This window comes from Pseudomonas sp. AC070 (assembly GCF_979258635.1).
In genome coordinates, this window is the sequence record NZ_OZ409871.1 from 2,782,584 (window position 1) to 2,799,128 (window position 16,545).

A 16,545-nucleotide genomic window follows, 5' to 3' on the forward strand; every position below is an offset into this window, starting at 1 on the left:
AGCTCGCTCCTACAGTAGAACAATGTTTTTTTGGGAGAGTGAAATGGTCTTGCCCACCCACGTCCGCCTGGTCGAAGTCGGCCCGCGCGACGGTTTGCAGAATGAACAACAGGCCATCAGCGTCGAGGCCAAGGTGCGCTTGGTCGATCAGCTGTCGGCCGCTGGCGTGCGTTATATCGAGGTGGGCAGTTTCGTGTCGCCCAAGTGGGTGCCGCAAATGGCCGGCTCCGCCGAGGTGTTTGCCCAGCTCCAGCGCCAGCCCGGCGTCACGTACGGTGCGCTAACGCCCAATCTCAAGGGCCTGGAAGCAGCTATCGAAGCCGGTGTCACCGAAGTGGCGGTATTCGCGGCGGCCTCGGAGGCGTTCTCGCAGAAGAACATCAACTGTTCGATCAGCGACAGCCTGGCGCGCTTTGCGCCGGTGATGGAGTTGGCGCAGCAGCACAACATCAGCGTGCGTGGTTATGTGTCGTGCGTGCTGGGCTGCCCGTATGAAGGCGAGATTGCGCCGGAGCAAGTGGCCAGGGTTGCGCGCGAGCTGTTCGCTATGGGCTGCTACGAAGTCTCGCTCGGCGACACCATTGGCACCGGCACGCCAGCCAGCACCCGGCTGCTGTTCGAGGTGGTCGGTCGCGATATCGCCCGCGACAAACTCGCCGGCCATTTCCACGACACCTACGGCCAGGCGCTGGTGAACATCTACGCCAGCCTGCAAGAAGGCATCGCCGTGTTCGACAGCTCCGTTGCCGGCCTCGGCGGCTGCCCGTATGCCAAGGGCGCCACCGGCAACGTCGCCACCGAAGACGTGCTTTATATGCTCAACGGCATGGGCATTAGCACCGGCATCGACATGGCAAAACTTATCGCGGCCGGCCAAGGCATTTGCGACGTGCTGGGCAAGGCCAACGGTTCGCGGGCTGCCAAAGCCTTTCTCGCCAAGCAGTAACCCTGCTACTGCGCAGCCACCGCAGGCTGCGTAGTAGCCACGTCTTTGGCCAACCACTCGGCGGTGCTGAAGGGTTTACGAATCAGCCGCTGCTCACCGGCCAGTTTGATCGACGCATCCAACTTGCCGAGAAACTCGGGGTCCAGCCGGGTCTGGAACAAGTGACCCAGTTGCTCATCGCCCAGGTCGGTTTGCAGGATCACCGCCGGGTAACCCGCCAGGCGCGACACCAGTTGGATGTACGCCTCTTTGTTCGCCTCGTCACTCACCCACTGCACAGCGGTTTCCTGCGCTTTGAGCAGGCGTTTGACGATGTCCGGGTGCGCATCGACAAAGGCCCCCGAGCCCACCAACACGCTCTGCACACTGCCGGCGCCGTTGAGGTCTTTGGTGGTCAGCGGAATATCGACCAGGCCACGCGCGCGCAGCGCCGTCAGGTTGGAAGCGCCCCAGGTGGCGTCGATTTGCTTGGCCACCAGGGCCGAGGTGGACGCGGTGAAGTCCAGGTTAATGACCTTGAAATCTTTCTCCGTCAGGCCCTGGCTCACGAGCGCGGCGTCGAACGACAGCTGCACAGCGGTGCCGCGAAAAATGCCCACGCGCTTGCCTTTCAAATCTGCCAGCGACTGAACGCCGGAGCCCGGTAGCACGCCGAGATACAGCTTCACGTCGCGCGCTGTGGCGCTCAGCAGCCGCGTGTCCAGGCCGTTGGATTTGCCGACGATGGCCGCCAGGTCGCCCAGGTACGCCAGATCGACCTGGCCGTTGGCGAACGCTTCGTTAATAGCGGGGCCGGCGCCCTTGAAGAAATTCCACTGAACCTTGATGCCGTCGGCCGCCAGCGCTTTTTCGAAAAGCTGCTGCTCGCGCACCACGTCGACGATGCCGCCGCCACTGTGGGTGGCCACAGCGCTGAGGTCAGGCACGGCGATGCGAATTTCCGTCAACGGTTCTGGCGCGCCGTGAGCTACCAGCGGAGACACGCCGAGTAATCCTGCCAGCAGCGGCGAGGCGAACAGGCTCAAGGCCGAGTTGAAGAAGGTGTTCATCGTTGTGGGCTCCCGCCAAACGCCGGCACCGCGCCAGCTACAGCCGCGAATAAGGCACAGCAGGGACAAAACTTTAAATACTAATAAATTATTTTTTAGTAACTGTTCGACCTAAGCGCTGTCTAGCGCGGGCTTCGCTGCACATGCGGCAAAAGCATAAAAAGTATTCAGCAAAGGCATTTGCTCGCGAATTGGGGCAGCCCTTAAATGCGGTTCTTAGCTTATAAAAGCGCAGACAGCTGAATTTGATATTCCCATGAAGAATATATCTAAGCCTTTCTCCAGCGCCCCAGTATGGCGGGGTGAGTGATATGGCAAGCGCCCGCCCCCTTGTTTTGAACGCGCCCACTCGGCGCGTCCCGTTCCGCTCAGCCGCCACGCGCCGGGCCCTGGTGCCCTGGGTGGTGCCGGCCTTGTTGTTGCTGGTCTGGGCGCTCGCAGCGCGCTACGGCTGGATGTCTGCGCAAACGCTGCCCTCGCCCGCCTTGGTTTGGCAGGCCGCACTGGAGCTGGGGCGCGACGATTTGCTCGGTCATTTGTGGATCAGCCTGCAGCGCTTGTTCTGGGGGTTGTCGGTTGGCGTGGCAGTTGGCGCAGCGTTGGGCGCTACGCTGGGCTTCAGCCCACGGGCGGAACGGCTGATATTCCCGACCTTCAGCGCCCTGGCGCAAATTCCGACCCTGGCCTGGATTCCGCTGTTCATGCTGCTGTTCGGCATTGGTGAAACGTTGAAGCTGGTGGTGTTGGTCAAGGCCGTGGTCGTGCCGGTGACCATTCACACCTTGGTCGGCGTGCGCGACGCCCAACCGAAATTGCGCGAAGCCGCCGCTGTGTTGCGCTTGCCGGCCTACCTGCTGATCTGGCGCCTGGTGCTGCCAGCCGCTTTGCCATCGTTTATGGCGGGGCTGCGCTTGGCGCTGGCCACCGGCTGGTCGTCGTTGCTGGCGGTGGAGTTGCTGGCCTCCAGCGAAGGCATCGGCTACCTGATGGTCTGGGGCCGCCAGCTGTTTATGCTCGACGTGGTGTTCGTCTGCATCCTGATTATTGGCGTGGTCGGCGTGCTAATGGAGCGCGGCATCACCCTGCTCGACCGCGCGCTGCTGTTCTGGCCTCACCCGCCCACCGCCGAATTCCGCCGCCACCCCGCAGGCGACCGCTGGCAACGCTGGCAGCCGTGGTTGCTGCCGCTGGGCCTGGTGGCGGTTTGGCAGGTGGTGAGTCAATTGCAGTGGGTAGACGCCAACATTCTGGTTAGCCCGTGGCAGTGCTGCTCAGCACATACGAAGGCTTGGACGACGGCACCTTGCTGACCGCCATGGGCCACAGCCTGCTGCGCGCGCTGGCCGGTTTGCTGGTCGGTGGCGGCCTCGGGTTTGTGTTGGGCGTGGTGCTGGGCTTGTCGTCGCGCACCGACCGGCTATTGGGCCCGAGTTTGTCTGCCCTGCGCCAGATCGCCATTTTCGCCTGGGTGCCGCTGCTCACCGCCTGGTTCGGTTTGGGGGAATTGGCGAAGTTGGTGTTCGTCGGCCTGGCGGCGTTTTTCCCGCTGCTGGTGGCTACCCAACGGGGCATTCGCAACCTGTCGCCGCAGTTGGGCGAAGCCGCTACGGCGCTGCGCCTGAATCTGTTCCAACGCTTGCGCCTGCTGATCCTTCCGGGCGCCACGCCGGCGATTTTCGCGGGCCTGCGCCTGGGCCTGATCTACGCCTGGCTTGGCACCATTGGCGCGGAATATTTCATGGCCTCGGGCTACGGCATCGGCACCTTGATGATCGGTGCGCAGCAGCTGTTTCGCATGGATCAGGTAATGGCCGCCATGCTCCTCATCGGCCTTACCGGCGCCGCCCTCAACGCCCTCGGCCAATTTATCGAAGCGCGGACAACGCGCTGGAGAACCGCATGAGCACACTCGCCTTTCCCTCGGCCAAAGCCAACGCCCCGCCGTTGGTGCGCTTTAACCACGTGGGCAAACACTTCGCTGTCGATGGCGGCGAGCTTGAAGCCATTCGTGAATTCAACTTGGATATCGCGCCCGGCGAGTTCGTCGCCATCGTCGGCTCCAGCGGCTGCGGCAAATCTACGCTGCTGCGCCTGCTGGTGGGCCTGGATAGCGATTTCCGCGGCCAGATTGAAGTGGCCGGCAAAGCGGTGCACGGCATCGGCGGCGATCGCGGCATTGTGTTCCAGGAACACCGTCTGTTTCCCTGGCTGACGGTGGAACAGAACATCGGCCTGGGCTTGGTTAACGAACACCTGAACCAGGCCGAACGCTTTCGCCGGGTCAGCGAGTTTATTCATCTGGTGGGTTTGCAAGGCTTTGAACGCGCCTACCCGCATCAGCTCTCCGGCGGCATGGCGCAACGGGTCGCGATTGCCCGCGGCCTGGTGGCCAGCCCACAAATACTGCTGCTCGACGAACCCTTCGGCGCGCTCGACGCCCTCACCCGTCAGCACATGCAAGACGAACTGCTGGCCATTCGCCGCCGCGCAACGATCACCACGCTGCTGGTGACCCACGACGTCGAAGAAGCGATTTTTCTCGCCGACCGCGTGGTTGTCATGGAGCCGCGCCCTGGCCGAATCAAGCGCGTGGTCGCCATCGACCTGCCGCACCCGCGCGCACGCAGCAGCTTCGAATTCCACCAATTGCGCGAAGAACTGCTGCACGAATTGACCAGCGACGGCGAATACGTGGCCCCGCCCGTGGTGCGCGTGGAAGACCTGCCGCTGGCCTACATCGCCTACTGATTCCGACCGTTTTACAAAAGGATGCTGTGCCATGAGTAAACGCCCGAACTTCCTGGTGATCGTCGCCGACGACCTGGGCTTCTCCGACCTCGGCGCCTTTGGCGGCGAAATCGCCACGCCGAACCTCGACGCCCTGGCCACCGCTGGCGTGCGCCTAACCGACTTTCACACCGCGCCCACGTGCTCGCCAACCCGTTCCATGCTGCTCACCGGCACCGACCACCACATCGCCGGCATCGGCGCCATGGCCGAAGCCATCGGCCCGGAGCAACTCGGCCAACCGGGCTACGAAGGCTATTTGAACGAGCGCGTGGTGGCTCTGCCGGAGCTGCTGCATGAGGCGGGCTACCAGACGCTGATGGCCGGCAAATGGCACCTCGGCCTGACCGCTGACCAGGCGCCGCACGCCCGAGGCTTTGAACGGTCTTTCTCGCTGCTGCCTGGCGCCGCCAACCACTACGGTTATGAGCCACCGGAAGACGAAAACACCCCCGGCATCATCAAAGCCACGCCGGTGCTGTACATCGAAGACGACCAATTCATCGACAAGCTGCCGGACGATTTCTACTCATCCGACGCCTTTGGCGACAAGCTGCTGCAGTACCTGAAAGAGCGCGACCAGGCGCGACCGTTCTTCGCCTACCTGCCCTTCTCCGCCCCGCACTGGCCGCTGCAAGCGCCCGCCGACGTGGTGGCCCACTACAAGGGCCGCTACGACGCCGGCCCCGAAGTGCTGCGTCAGGAACGCTTGGCCAAGCTGAAGGAATTGGGGCTTGTCGCCCAGGATGTGGAAGCCCACCCCGTGCTGGCGCAAAACCAGGAATGGCAGGCCCTCAACGACGAGCAACGGGCCATTTCTGCCCGCACCATGGAAACCTATGCGGCGATGGTCGAGCGCATGGACTGGAACATCGGTCGCGTGGTGGATTACCTGCGCCAGCAAGGCGAACTGGACAACACCTTTGTGCTGTTTATGTCCGACAACGGCGCCGAAGGCCTGCTGCTCGAAGCCTTCCCGCTGTTCGGCGAAACGCTGCTTACCTACCTCGACACCCACTACGACAACAGCCTGGACAACATCGGCCGCGCCAATTCCTACGTCTGGTACGGGCCGCGCTGGGCCCAGGCGGCGACCGCGCCGTCGCGTCTGTACAAAGCCTTCACCACCGAAGGCGGCATTCGCGTGCCAGCGCTGGTGCGCTACCCCGCTTTCCACCGGCAGGGGCAGATCGTTAAGGAATTCAGCACGGTGATGGACATCACCCCCACCATTCTTGACCTCGCAGGCGTTCGCCATCCGGGCAAGCAGTGGCGTGGCCGCGAGGTGGCCGAACCGCGCGGCAAATCGTGGCTGGGCTATTTGAGCGGCGAAACCGAGCAGATTCATGACCAGCACACCGTCACCGGCTGGGAATTGTTCGGCATGCGCGCCATTCGCCAGGGCGACCTGAAAGCCGTATATATCCCCGGTCCGGTTGGGCCTTCGACTTGGCAGTTGTATGACTTGAGCAGCGACCCGGGTGAGATTCATGACCTGGCCCAACGCGAGCCCGAGAAGCTGGCCGTGTTGCTGGAACATTGGCATCAGTACGTGGCGGAGACGGGGGTGATATTGAGCAAGTCGCCGTTTCAGGGATAAGCGCTTAGATCAAGAGAATCGCGGCTGAAGCCGCACCTACAGGGGGTGGACTGCGCTTGTGACGCCTGCCGGCTGTTTTTCTGTGGGAGCGGCTTTAGCCGCGATGCGGTGGGTGTGCGAAGAGCGGTTCGGAGTAAACCAGTCAATCACCGCGCCTGGTCCCCCGCCTTCGCGGGGGTGACGGAGTACATGCATGGGACTGCGTAATTCCGGGCAGGCCAGGTGCAAGGCCGGCTGGGCGGCCGTGCCATTAGGCGCGAAGCGCACTGCGCAGCCGTTGGCTCTCGGCTTTCGCACAATTCACCTCCACCTGCGACAACCCCAACCATTGCGCCATGGCTATTAAATTTCGCGCCAGAGCCTGCACGCCCTCCTCATCCAGGCCCACCGTTTCCTCGTGCAGCGCATGCACCAGCAGGCGCCCGCTACTGCGCTCGGCGCGCAGGTCGACCCGGGCGGCCAGCCGCTCTTTGTGCAGGAATGGCAGCACGTAATAGCCGTACACGCGTTTGGCTTGCGGGGTGTAAATCTCCAGGCGGTAGCGGAAGTCGAACAGCCGCTCGGTGCGCGCGCGTTCCCAGATAAGGGAGTCGAACGGCGACAGCAACGTCGAGGCTTTTACGCTGCGGGGAATGCTGAGGGCTGGAAGGCTATAGGCGGTTTTGTCCCAACTCTGCACGGTGACCGGTTGCAACGCCCCGGCTTCGACCAGTTCGGCCAGCCGCGCCTGGCTGTCTTTAGGGTCGAGGCGAAAGTAGTCGCGTAGGTCTTTTTCGGTGGCCACGCCCAACGCCGCAGCGGCATGCAGCAGGAGCTGGCGTTGCGCCTCGGCTTCCGGCACGTCGGGGTGGTTGAGCCAGGCGTGGGGCACTACGCGCTCGGGCAAGTCGTATAGCCGCTCGAAGCCGCGTCGCCCCGCTACCGTCACTTCGCCGGCGGCGAACAACCATTCCAGCGCCATTTTCTCTGCGCTCCAGTCCCACCAGGGGCCGGCGCGTTCAACCCGGGTGGTCAGCGCGCCGGCTCCGGTTGCGCCGCTGTCGCGCACCGTGGCGAGCACGCGTTGCACCACGTGCTGCTGCTCTTTTCCAAACGTGGCGAGGTGCTGGTAGATGCCCTGACCATGGGCGGCGCGCTGCATGCGCCAGCGCATCAATGGATATAACGCGAACGGCATCAGCGAGGCTTCGTGGCCCCAATACTCAAACAGGGTTCGGCGTTTGCCCCGGCCCCATGCAGCCTGCTCGAGCAGGCTGGGCGAATAGTCGCCGAGGCGGGAAAACAACGGCAGGTAATGGGAGCGGACTACGGCGTTCACCGAGTCGATCTGCACCACGCCCAAGCGCTCGATCAAGGCGTTGAACCGCGCCGGTTTGACGTCGCTGGCGCGGCTGCGGTCGGCAAAACCTTGGGCGCTCAAGGCCAGGCGGCGGGCCTGGTTAAGGGATAGCGATAGCGGTGTGGACATCGGCTGCACCTGGTTCGGCTTCGGGTGCAGGATACGGCCTGGCGAAGGTGAATACAGTCGCTGACGGTCCCTTTTCTGCAAGCAAGGCGAGCCGCGCTTTGGCCTCGGCGGGCGTTGGCAACTGGCCGACGGGCAGCCACCACAAGGCCAACGACGGCGTGTCGAGTTTCTCCATCCAGCTTTTTTTCGACTTTAGCACGCTCAGGTGGTCGCCGCTGTACACGTAGGCCTTCAGCGCATCGAGCGAGGTCCAGACCGACAAATTGACGATGAGGCGCGGGTCGTCGAACAGCACAATCGAGGTGGCGTCGCCCTCTTCCGTTTGCAGCCGCCAGACAAAACCGGGGCTGCGATCGGCCAGTTGATTGATGGGGTCCAGTTGTTCAACGAAGCCCCGCATCAATGGGTCATCGAGCGGGGCTTTGGTGCGAGCAATGTTGACTTGCGCCATGTGGTAGTGCGGGTTCATGGGGTCTTCCTTGGCTGCGGTTGGAGATGGACTCAACGTTTCATTGGGTCGTCCCAGAATGGCCGTTCCACTTCCTGCTCGATGTCGGAACGCGACAGGCCCAAGTCTTTGAGCGTAGCGTCCGGCATGCTCGCCAGCAGGCGGCGTTGCGCGGCCAGCTGATGCCAGCGTTTCACTTGCAGCCACAGCCGGGCGAACAGGCCTTGGGAACCCTGCCGCGAACGTGGCAAGGCGGCGGCGATGGCGTAACCTTTTTGCGCTTTCATAATCAGCTCTCCTTGTTCAATGCTCCCCCGTGAGGTGTGCGACGAACTGCTGCGCGAAGGGGATGGCGAGAGTGTCTGCCTGCCGCTATGATCAATCCAACGAATGTTTCTTATGCGACCCATCTCGAGAGTTGATGAATGAGCAGCTACGTCGGCATCGACAGCGAACTGTTACGCACCTTTGTTGCCATCGCCGATCTGGGCGGTTTTACCCGCGCGGCGGAAGCGGTAAACCGCACGCAGTCGGCGGTGAGCATGCAGATGAAGCGCCTCGAAGAAGACGTGGTGCAACGCGCCTTGTTCGAGCGCGATGGGCGCCAGGTGCGGCTGACGGCCGAGGGCCAAGTGCTGCTCGGTTATGCGCGGCGCATTTTGAAACTGCATGGCGAGGTGATGAATACCTTGCGCGAGCCGCACATGGTCGGCTCGGTGCGCATCGGCACGCCGGATGACTACGTGATGCGCTTTCTGCCCGGCATTCTGTCGCGCTTCGCTCAGGCCTACCCGATGGTGCAGGTTGAAGTGCATTGCGAGTCGTCGTCGCAACTGTTGCAGCGCCAGGACCTGGACCTTTCCATCGTCACGCGTATGCCCGGTGATGAGATCGGCCAGTTGCTGCGCCAGGAACGTTTCGTCTGGGCCGAAGCCTTGGGCTTCAGCCCGCACGAGCAAACACCCCTGCCCCTGGCCATGTTCAACAGCGATTGCTTTTGCCGACTGTGGGCGTGCAATGCGCTGGACACCATGGAGCGGCAATACCGCGTGGCGTACACCAGCCCGAGCCTGTCAGCGATTATGGCGGTGGTCAGTGCCGGGCTGGCGGTCACGGCCCAGCTGCAAAGCCTGATTACGCCTGACCTGCGCATTCTTGGGAAAGCCGAAAACCTGCCGGAACTGCCGCTGTGCAGCATCGTGCTGCTGCGCAACACGCGCACGCAGTCGCCGGTGACCGAGAGCCTGGCGGAGCACATTGTCGAAGGCTTCCGGGTTTAACGCGGCGGTGCCGCCTGGCAGGCACGCTCGCTAAAACGTGGCGCATTAAAGACAAGCGCGCTAACGTTATGCATCCCTTATGTATGTACCGGAGGCACCATGGCCACGCCCGACCAGCTCAAACTCGATAACCAGCTGTGCTTCGCGCTGTACTCCACCTCGCTGGCGATGACCAAGGTGTACAAGCCGCTGCTTCAGGCGCTCAACCTCACCTACCCGCAATATCTGGCCATGCTGGTGTTGTGGGAAGGCGATGGCATTACCGTCGGTGAGTTGAGCCAGCATTTGCTCACCGATCCTGGCTCTGTCACACCACTGCTCAAGCGCCTGGAAGCGGAAGGCTTGCTGACTCGCACCCGCAGCAGTCAAGACGAACGCGTGGTGCAACTGCACCTGACCGATAAGGGTCGCGCCTTGCAGGAGCAGGCGATGGGCGTTCCAGCGTGCATTTTGAAAGCGACAGCGCAGCAGCCGGCCGAGCTGATGGAGCTAAAAAACGAGTTGGTTACCCTTCGCGATGCCCTGCAAGGCTCGGTCTAGACGCTTATTCCATAAACGCGAAACCTTTAGAACAAATAAGTCCATCTATTTAACTTGCGCGCAAACTAAATAGACACTAACTTTCACTCCACGCACTGCTTAGTGCACAAAACTTTAGCAAACAAACTAGACGACTGGAGAACGACCATGCAAACCATCAAAGCTCTGTACACCGCTACTGCAACCGCCACCGGTGGCCGCGACGGCCGCGCTGTTTCTTCGGACGGCGTGCTCGACGTGAAACTCTCCACCCCGCGTGAACTCGGCGGCCAAGGTGGTGAAGCCACCAACCCCGAACAACTGTTCGCCGCTGGCTACTCGGCTTGCTTCATCGGCGCGCTGAAATTCGTTGCCGGCCAGCAGAAGAAACAACTGCCCGCTGACAGCTCGATCACCGGCAAAGTCGGCATCGGCCAGATCCCCGGCGGCTTTGGTCTGGAAGTGGAACTGAACATCAGCCTGCCAGGCTTCGATCAAGCTGAAGCCCAGGCCCTGGTTGATGCAGCCCACCAGGTTTGCCCGTACTCGAACGCTACTCGCGGCAACATCCAGGTAACCCTGAACGTCGCTGTGTAAAACCAGCAGGCACAAAAAAGCCCGACCTAGGTCGGGCTTTTTCATGTCGGCAATAAAGTCGGAATTAAACCGGAGCTTTAGCGCGCGATTTGTACTCGCCGGTACGGGTGTCGATTTCGATCCAGTCGTCGATTTCGCAGAAGTCAGCCACTTTGACTTCAGTGCCGTTGCTCAGCTTGGCAGGCTTCATCACTTTGCCCGAGGTATCGCCACGAGCCGAACCTTCGGTGTAAGCGATTTGGCGAACGATGGTGGTCGGCAGGTCAACCGAAACCACTTTGCCTTCGAAAAACACGGCTTCGCAGACGTCGGTCATGCCATCAACGATGAACGGCAGAACGCTTTCCAAGTCTTCGGAGTTCAGCTCGTACTGGTTGAACTCTTCGTCCATGAACACGTAGTTCGGTTCGCTGAAGTAGGAGTAAGTCACGGCAACGCGGTCCAGGATAACTGGTTCCATTTTGTCGTCGGCTTTGTAAACGGTTTCAGTGGAAGAACCGGAGAGCAGGTTCTTCAACTTCATTTTAACGATGGCGCTGTTACGACCGGATTTAGTGAATTCGGCCTTTTGGATAAGCCATGGCTGGCCGTCGATCAGGGCCACACTGTTTGGCTTCATTTCTTGTGCGGTTTTCATACGAGTATCCGAATTTGGATGGAGGTACAGAATTCTAGGCCGCGTATCATAGCCAATTTCGGTAAAACAGTACCAGCGCCGATGCAAGATCGGCCTGAGAGGCCCATTTTAGAGCCTTCTGCTCAGCATGCAGCGCCAGCTCGTCGCGGCGCTCAAGCAGCTTGTTCCACCCCTCGGCCAACGCGCCCTCGGTATTCCACGCCAACCAGAAATCGCCCAACGCCGCTCGTGCGGCTGGCGACAAGCCTTCTTGATAGCGCGTTAAAAACGCCTCGAGTTTTTCCAGATGCGCGTCGTCTTGCTGCTTATAGATGTGCCACACCAACGGCCGTCCCGCCCACAGCGCGCGCACAAACGAGTCCTCGCCGCGCACGGCATTGAAGTCGCAGCACCAGAGCAATCGGTCATAGGTTTGCTGCGACATGAACGGCAAAATCTGCACGCGCACGTTGCCCCGCTCCACCACATCGCCCACCGACAGGGCCTCTGCGCCGAGCCAGCGCTGTACGTCGCCGAGCACTCGCCCTTCCGGCACCAGTAAATGGCTTCGCTCATTCGACTGGGCCAAAGCGCTGAGCCAATCCGCCAGCCTTGGGAGTTCATAAGCGAACAGGGATATCAGCTGCGAATCGGACTGCTGAACCACGCCTAACGAGGCAAGAAACAGTTGCCGCGCCGCCGCATCAAGTTGCAGCGCATCTCGCTGGGCAAGCAGCTCGCATTCGCGCAGCAAGCCGCCGGTTTTCTCGGTAAATCCAGGAAAGAAGAAGAACTTCTGTAAGCCGTTGGATTGCATCGACGGCAAGCCATGACAGCCCTCGACCCAGTCTTCGGCGCTCAGGTATTCCAGGTTCAGCCACAGCGACGACCGCTCGCGTTCGGTCATCGCCTGTATATAAGCCGCCGGCAGCGCGCAGGCGAAGGCTTCGATCACCAAGTCTGCAGCCGATACATGCTGCCAATTGGAAGGCCAATGCCGCACCTCGACGCCGTCCTGCCACTGTTGCGCCAGGGTCGCGTCGGCCTGCGGGCAGATACGCGCGTACGCAGACAAATCGTCGACCCAAAGCCGCACCGCGCAACCGTGCTCGGCGACCAGTTGCCGCGCAAGGCGCCAAGTCACGCCGATGTCGCCGAAGTTATCCACCACGCTGCAGAAAATGTCCCACTTCACGCCGATGCTTCCGAAAAAAGATTCGGCAGTTTATCGCGAGAAAAGAAAAGCCCGTCACATGGACGGGCTAAAGGCGTGGAGCAACGCAGAAATAAAAGAGGCAACCGGGGAGTTGCCAAGGGACGCCGGGGAGCAGCGTGAAAATTAGGCAGCGAGCGCGTGGGTCGGCTTGCTGCGTAAAAGCGATTCGAAGGTCCAGAGGGTTTTGCTCGCAACCGCCACTTCGAAGGAGGTGAACGGGCCGGAGCGCTGCACGCCATCGACCATCACATACCAGCAGGCGAGAGCGCCGTTGGCGCGCAAGGTGGCCGGAACGGCACTGCCAACCACTGACATGATGTTGATGTTCGTCATAAACACCTCCGCAATTCGGTATGGCGCTACGTTACGGCGCCGCGGCTTCTCGCGGAAATCAGTCGGGTCGATAGTGGCTATGTCCGAATAGGATGGGATGCGGTTGCAAAAGCGCGTAGGCAACCGTCCCGGCGGCCCCGCTTAGTGCAATTTTGTTGCGCTTAACCAGCATTATTATTCAGTTGTGCAGCTATTAGTCGCTCGCCACACTCGCCGCCGTCCTGTCTGCCGAGCCTTTCACCTGATGTTCGCCGCCTGGTTAAAAACCTTCCTGCCTTCCGCCACTCCCACCCGCCCCACCGAATGGCTGCGCGCCGCTTATGGCGCTGCCCTGGGCGTTTTAGCCTGTGCGTCGGCGGGCAGTCATTTGTTCGGTACGGAGGTGGCAGCGCATTTGCTTGGCCCGCTGGGCGCCTCGGCGGTGCTGCTGTTTGCCGTGTCGTCCGGCGCGTTGGCGCAACCGTGGTCCATCGTCGGCAGCTACGCGGTGGCCACGGTGGTCGCTGTCGGCACGCTGCAGGTTTGCCAGCCTGGCATTGCAGCCGCCGCGCTAGCCGTGGGCGGTACGTTGGTTTGCATGTTTCTGCTGCGCTGCGTGCACCCGCCGGGCGCGGCGCTAACCATTTGTGTGGTGTTTGGCGGCCCAAGCCTGACTGATATGGGCTGGTACGTGCTCTACCCCACGCTGTTCAACGCCCTGGCATTGCTCGCCTGCGCCCTGCTGTACAACAACTTCACCGGCGTGCGCTATCCCAAACTGCCTGCGCCTGCGCCCAACCCCCACGCCACCCAAGACCCGCCGCCGCAGGAGCGTATGGGCATCACCAGTGCCGACCTGGACGAAGCGCTGAACGAGCTGGGCGGTTTTGTTGATATCCAGCGCGAAGACCTCAAGCAAATCATTCGCGCCACCGAGAAGAACGCGCTGCGCCGCAGCATGGGCGACATCCGTGCCGAACAGATCATGTCGCGCGATGTGCAAACCGCCACGCCGCAGACCACCCTCAAGCAGGCGTTGGGCCTGCTCAAGCATCACCATTTGAAGACCTTGCCGGTGCTGGACGAACAACGTCATCTAGTCGGTATCGTCAGCCTGATCGACTTGATCAGCCACACGCGCCATTCGGGGCGTCGCAACCTGCTCGGGCGTCTTGGCCTCAAGCGCGACGTGCTGCTGGAAGAGGTCATGAGCCACCCGGTGATCGCCGTGCAGCGCAGCACCCATGTGGTTGAGATGATTCCATTGCTATCGGACCAGGGCCTGCATTGCCTGCCAGTACTTGACCAAGGCGAATTGCTCGGCATCGTCACGCAAACCGACCTGATCGCGGCCTTGCACCGTGACTTGCTGATGCACCTGGGTTAACAGCAGCGCCCCTAGGCAGGGTCCCAACGCTGCGACCAATCCGCGCCGCTGCGTATCACGTCTCGCAACAAGCTAAAGGCCTGCTGCAATGCCTCACTGTCACGCTCGCGAACGTAAACCAGGTAAGTCGGATAGCTGAATTCCGGCGCTTTCTCCACCCGCTCCAGCGCGCCGCTGTCGAGGTAGCTCTGCACCACGCGTGTACGAAAGTAACCGCTGCCACCGGAAGCCAAGATGTACTGCAGCGCCAGCGGACCATGATTGAAACCCAGCGCGGCCTTGGCGCGCTCAGGTAAGGCGGCGTCATGTTGGCGGCGAAAATCGTCTCCCCAGTCGATATACACGTACGGCTCCGGCGTCTGCGGTTGGCGCACCAGAATCAGCTTTTCTTCCAACACTTGCTCAACCTGCAAGCCAAGCCAATAGGATGGCTGGTACACCAGCGCGGCATCCAGTACACCCAGTTCCAATTGCTTGAGCAGCGTCTGGCCGTCGCCGATTTGCGCGCGTACCGCCAGCGCCGGCATGTGCTCGCGCACTTGCTGCACCCAGCTAAGCATCAACGGGTTACACAGGCTCACCTCCCCGCCCAAGCGCAGCACCGTGCGATAGCCCGGCATTAACGGTAAATCACGCTGCGCCGCCTCCCAGGTTTGTACCAACTGGTTGGCAAACACCACAAAGGCTTCGCCATCGACCGTCAGCTTCGCGCCCGCTCGATTGCGCACGAACAGCTTGCAGCCCAGCTGGTTCTCCAGATTCTGCACCCGCGCGGTGATCGCCGTTTGCGTCACATGCAACTGCTCGGCAGCGGCAACCAGGCTGCCGCTGCGGACAATCTGCAAAAAGGTGCGGGCGAGTTCGATATCCATGGCGCGGCTCGGCGAAAACGTGAAGCGGCATTGTAGGGAGAGTCGTACCGCAGCGGGTATGTCTGGCTAATCGCAAGTCAGGGGGTGCTGTAACAACCTGCGAAATTTTCGACGCGCCACGGTAAGCCCTTCAGCTACCGTTACCGCATCGCGCTGTCGCCATCACGCCGCAGCATTGTTCCGCCACTACTGGGAAAACATGCATGACCGCTCCTGCGTATGACCTCGTCGTATTCGGTGCCACCAGCTTTGTCGGCCAACTCCTCGTCCGTTATCTGGCCGAACATCTGCCTAGCGAAGCGCCTACGTTGCGCTGGGCAATCGCTGGGCGTTCCGCGAGCAAGCTCGACACCCTTAAACGCTCCCTGGGCCAGCTCGGCGCGAACCTGCCCACGCTAATGGCCGACGCAGGCGATGAGGCGCAGCTGCGCACGTTATGCGAACAGACCCGCGTTGTGGTCTCCACCGTTGGACCCTATGCCTTGTATGGCGAGCCGTTGGTAAAAGTCTGCGCGCAACAGGGCACCGACTACTGCGACCTCACCGGCGAGGTGCAATGGATTAAACGCATGCACGACAAATACGAAAGCACCGCCAAACAATCTGGCGCGCGCATCGTCCATTGCTGCGGCTTTGACTCGGTGCCTTCCGACATGGGCGTTTACGTGCTGCAACAACAGGCCATGGCGCAATTCGGTGTGCCGGCCACACAGGTGAAAATGCGCGTGAAAACACTGAAAGGTGGGGCTTCGGGCGGCACCATCGCTAGCATCATCAACGTAGCGCAAGAAGCAGCCGCCGACCCAGCCTTGCGCAAAGAACTGATGAACCCCTACTCCATTTGCCCGCCGGGCCACGGATTCACCACCCGCCAACATGCGGTTCGAGGCGTCGAACACGACAGCGATTTCGGCATGTGGATAGGACCCTTTTTGATGGCCGCCATTAACGAGCGGGTCGTCCACCGCTCCAACGCGTTGAGCGGCAACGCCTACGGTTCAACCTTCGCCTACAACGAAGCAACGCTGACAGGCCCTGGCTTGAAAGGTCGCCTCGTGGCGTTCGCATTGGTATTTGGGCTGGGCTTTTTCATGCTAGGCGTGATGATTTCCCCTATTCGCCGACTGTTGGAGCGCTTTCTCTTGCCCAAACCTGGCGAAGGCCCAAGCCCGGAAGCCCAAGAGGCCGGGCGTTACGACCTGCGCTTTCTCGGCCGCACCGCCACCGGCCAGGTGCTGAACGTGAAAGTGACCGGCGACCGCGACCCGGGCTACGGCTCCACCAGCAAAATGCTCGGCCAAGCAGCGATCAGCCTGGCTGTGGACCTCCCTAAGCAAGCAGGCCAGGGCGGCGGCTTCTGGACACCCGCCACCGCCTTCGACCAGCGCTATGTCGAGCGCCTCAAACGCTACGCCGGCCTCACCTTCGAGGTGCTGTAATCAGCGCAT

General features: G+C 61.6%; 16 protein-coding genes and 1 pseudogene. 9 read left to right on the forward strand and 8 right to left on the reverse strand.

Annotation, left to right across the window (positions count from 1 at the left end; genetic code table 11):
* Window positions 1-43: 43 nt before the first annotated feature.
* Complete coding sequence (locus ACZZ0Q_RS12355) at window positions 44-946, forward strand: hydroxymethylglutaryl-CoA lyase (protein WP_463542118.1); 903 nt, start codon at window positions 44-46, stop codon at window positions 944-946.
* Between the two features lie 5 nt (window positions 947-951).
* Here the strand turns inward: ACZZ0Q_RS12355 and ACZZ0Q_RS12360 are convergent, their stop codons facing one another.
* Complete coding sequence (locus ACZZ0Q_RS12360; protein ID WP_463542117.1) at window positions 952-1,995, reverse strand: ABC transporter substrate-binding protein; 1,044 nt, start codon at window positions 1,993-1,995, stop codon at window positions 952-954.
* A 311-nt stretch (window positions 1,996-2,306) separates the two neighbouring features.
* On the opposite strand from ACZZ0Q_RS12360, the pseudogene ACZZ0Q_RS12365 reads away from it, so the two are divergent.
* From ACZZ0Q_RS12365 to ACZZ0Q_RS12375, 3 genes and pseudogenes are all read left to right on the forward strand, one after another.
* Window positions 2,307-3,898 (forward strand): annotated as a pseudogene (locus ACZZ0Q_RS12365) (ABC transporter permease).
* Window positions 3,895-4,743, forward strand: coding sequence for an ABC transporter ATP-binding protein (locus ACZZ0Q_RS12370; RefSeq protein WP_463542116.1), 849 nt, complete (start codon window positions 3,895-3,897; stop codon window positions 4,741-4,743). Before ACZZ0Q_RS12365 ends, ACZZ0Q_RS12370 begins: the two are co-directional and overlap by 4 nt.
* 31 nt (window positions 4,744-4,774) lie before the next feature.
* The gene (locus ACZZ0Q_RS12375; RefSeq protein ID WP_463542115.1) at window positions 4,775-6,382 is read left to right on the forward strand and encodes an arylsulfatase; all 1,608 of its coding nucleotides are present in this window, start codon (window positions 4,775-4,777) and stop codon (window positions 6,380-6,382) included.
* 250 nt (window positions 6,383-6,632) lie between these two features.
* On the opposite strand, the gene ACZZ0Q_RS12380 is transcribed toward ACZZ0Q_RS12375, so the two are convergent.
* From ACZZ0Q_RS12380 to ACZZ0Q_RS12390, 3 genes are read right to left on the reverse strand one after another with little or no spacing between them, the layout of a single operon-like run.
* Window positions 6,633-7,850 carry a winged helix-turn-helix domain-containing protein gene (locus ACZZ0Q_RS12380; protein ID WP_463542342.1) on the reverse strand — a complete coding sequence of 406 codons (1,218 nt, stop codon included), beginning with the start codon at window positions 7,848-7,850 and terminating at the stop codon, window positions 6,633-6,635.
* On the reverse strand, window positions 7,822-8,319 hold the full coding sequence (locus ACZZ0Q_RS12385; RefSeq protein ID WP_463560621.1) for a DUF3291 domain-containing protein: 498 nt from the start codon (window positions 8,317-8,319) through the stop codon (window positions 7,822-7,824). Before ACZZ0Q_RS12385 ends, ACZZ0Q_RS12380 begins: the two co-directional genes overlap by 29 nt.
* A gap of 32 nt (window positions 8,320-8,351) precedes the next feature.
* Entirely contained in the window at window positions 8,352-8,585 is a 234-nt protein-coding gene (locus tag ACZZ0Q_RS12390) for a YjiS-like domain-containing protein (RefSeq protein WP_122498455.1), read from the reverse strand.
* A gap of 138 nt (window positions 8,586-8,723) precedes the next feature.
* Here ACZZ0Q_RS12390 and ACZZ0Q_RS12395 point away from each other — a divergent pair, with 138 nt between their 5' ends.
* The 3 genes from ACZZ0Q_RS12395 (at window position 8,724) to ACZZ0Q_RS12405 (ending at window position 10,694) form a co-directional block, all read left to right on the forward strand.
* Complete coding sequence (locus ACZZ0Q_RS12395; protein ID WP_463542114.1) at window positions 8,724-9,578, forward strand: LysR family transcriptional regulator; 855 nt, start codon at window positions 8,724-8,726, stop codon at window positions 9,576-9,578.
* A gap of 99 nt (window positions 9,579-9,677) precedes the next feature.
* On the forward strand, window positions 9,678-10,118 hold the full coding sequence (locus ACZZ0Q_RS12400) for a MarR family winged helix-turn-helix transcriptional regulator (protein WP_463542113.1): 441 nt from the start codon (window positions 9,678-9,680) through the stop codon (window positions 10,116-10,118).
* Between the two features lie 147 nt (window positions 10,119-10,265).
* The gene (locus tag ACZZ0Q_RS12405) at window positions 10,266-10,694 is read left to right on the forward strand and encodes an organic hydroperoxide resistance protein (RefSeq protein ID WP_122498449.1); all 429 of its coding nucleotides are present in this window, start codon (window positions 10,266-10,268) and stop codon (window positions 10,692-10,694) included.
* A 64-nt stretch (window positions 10,695-10,758) separates the two neighbouring features.
* Here ACZZ0Q_RS12405 and efp read toward each other — a convergent pair whose 3' ends face one another.
* The 3 genes from efp to ACZZ0Q_RS12420 all read right to left on the reverse strand — a co-directional run bounded on the left by efp (window position 10,759) and on the right by ACZZ0Q_RS12420 (window position 12,859).
* On the reverse strand, window positions 10,759-11,331 hold the full coding sequence (gene efp, locus ACZZ0Q_RS12410; protein ID WP_122498446.1) for an elongation factor P: 573 nt from the start codon (window positions 11,329-11,331) through the stop codon (window positions 10,759-10,761).
* A 46-nt stretch (window positions 11,332-11,377) separates the two neighbouring features.
* A complete protein-coding gene (gene earP / locus ACZZ0Q_RS12415) occupies window positions 11,378-12,511 on the reverse strand; it encodes an elongation factor P maturation arginine rhamnosyltransferase EarP (protein WP_463542341.1) in 1,134 nt (377 codons plus the stop codon).
* Window positions 12,512-12,649: 138 nt separating this feature from the next.
* The gene (locus ACZZ0Q_RS12420) at window positions 12,650-12,859 is read right to left on the reverse strand and encodes a hypothetical protein (RefSeq protein WP_463542112.1); all 210 of its coding nucleotides are present in this window, start codon (window positions 12,857-12,859) and stop codon (window positions 12,650-12,652) included.
* 244 nt (window positions 12,860-13,103) lie between these two features.
* Between ACZZ0Q_RS12420 and ACZZ0Q_RS12425 the strand changes: the two genes are divergently transcribed.
* Complete coding sequence (locus tag ACZZ0Q_RS12425) at window positions 13,104-14,225, forward strand: HPP family protein (RefSeq protein WP_463542111.1); 1,122 nt, start codon at window positions 13,104-13,106, stop codon at window positions 14,223-14,225.
* A gap of 11 nt (window positions 14,226-14,236) precedes the next feature.
* Here ACZZ0Q_RS12425 and ACZZ0Q_RS12430 read toward each other — a convergent pair whose 3' ends face one another.
* Window positions 14,237-15,097, reverse strand: a complete 861-nt coding sequence (locus tag ACZZ0Q_RS12430) for a LysR family transcriptional regulator (RefSeq protein WP_463542110.1) — start codon at window positions 15,095-15,097, stop codon at window positions 14,237-14,239.
* A 203-nt stretch (window positions 15,098-15,300) separates the two neighbouring features.
* Here ACZZ0Q_RS12430 and ACZZ0Q_RS12435 point away from each other — a divergent pair, with 203 nt between their 5' ends.
* Window positions 15,301-16,536, forward strand: coding sequence for a saccharopine dehydrogenase family protein (locus ACZZ0Q_RS12435; protein ID WP_463542109.1), 1,236 nt, complete (start codon window positions 15,301-15,303; stop codon window positions 16,534-16,536).
* The last annotated feature ends 9 nt before the right edge of the window (window positions 16,537-16,545 follow it).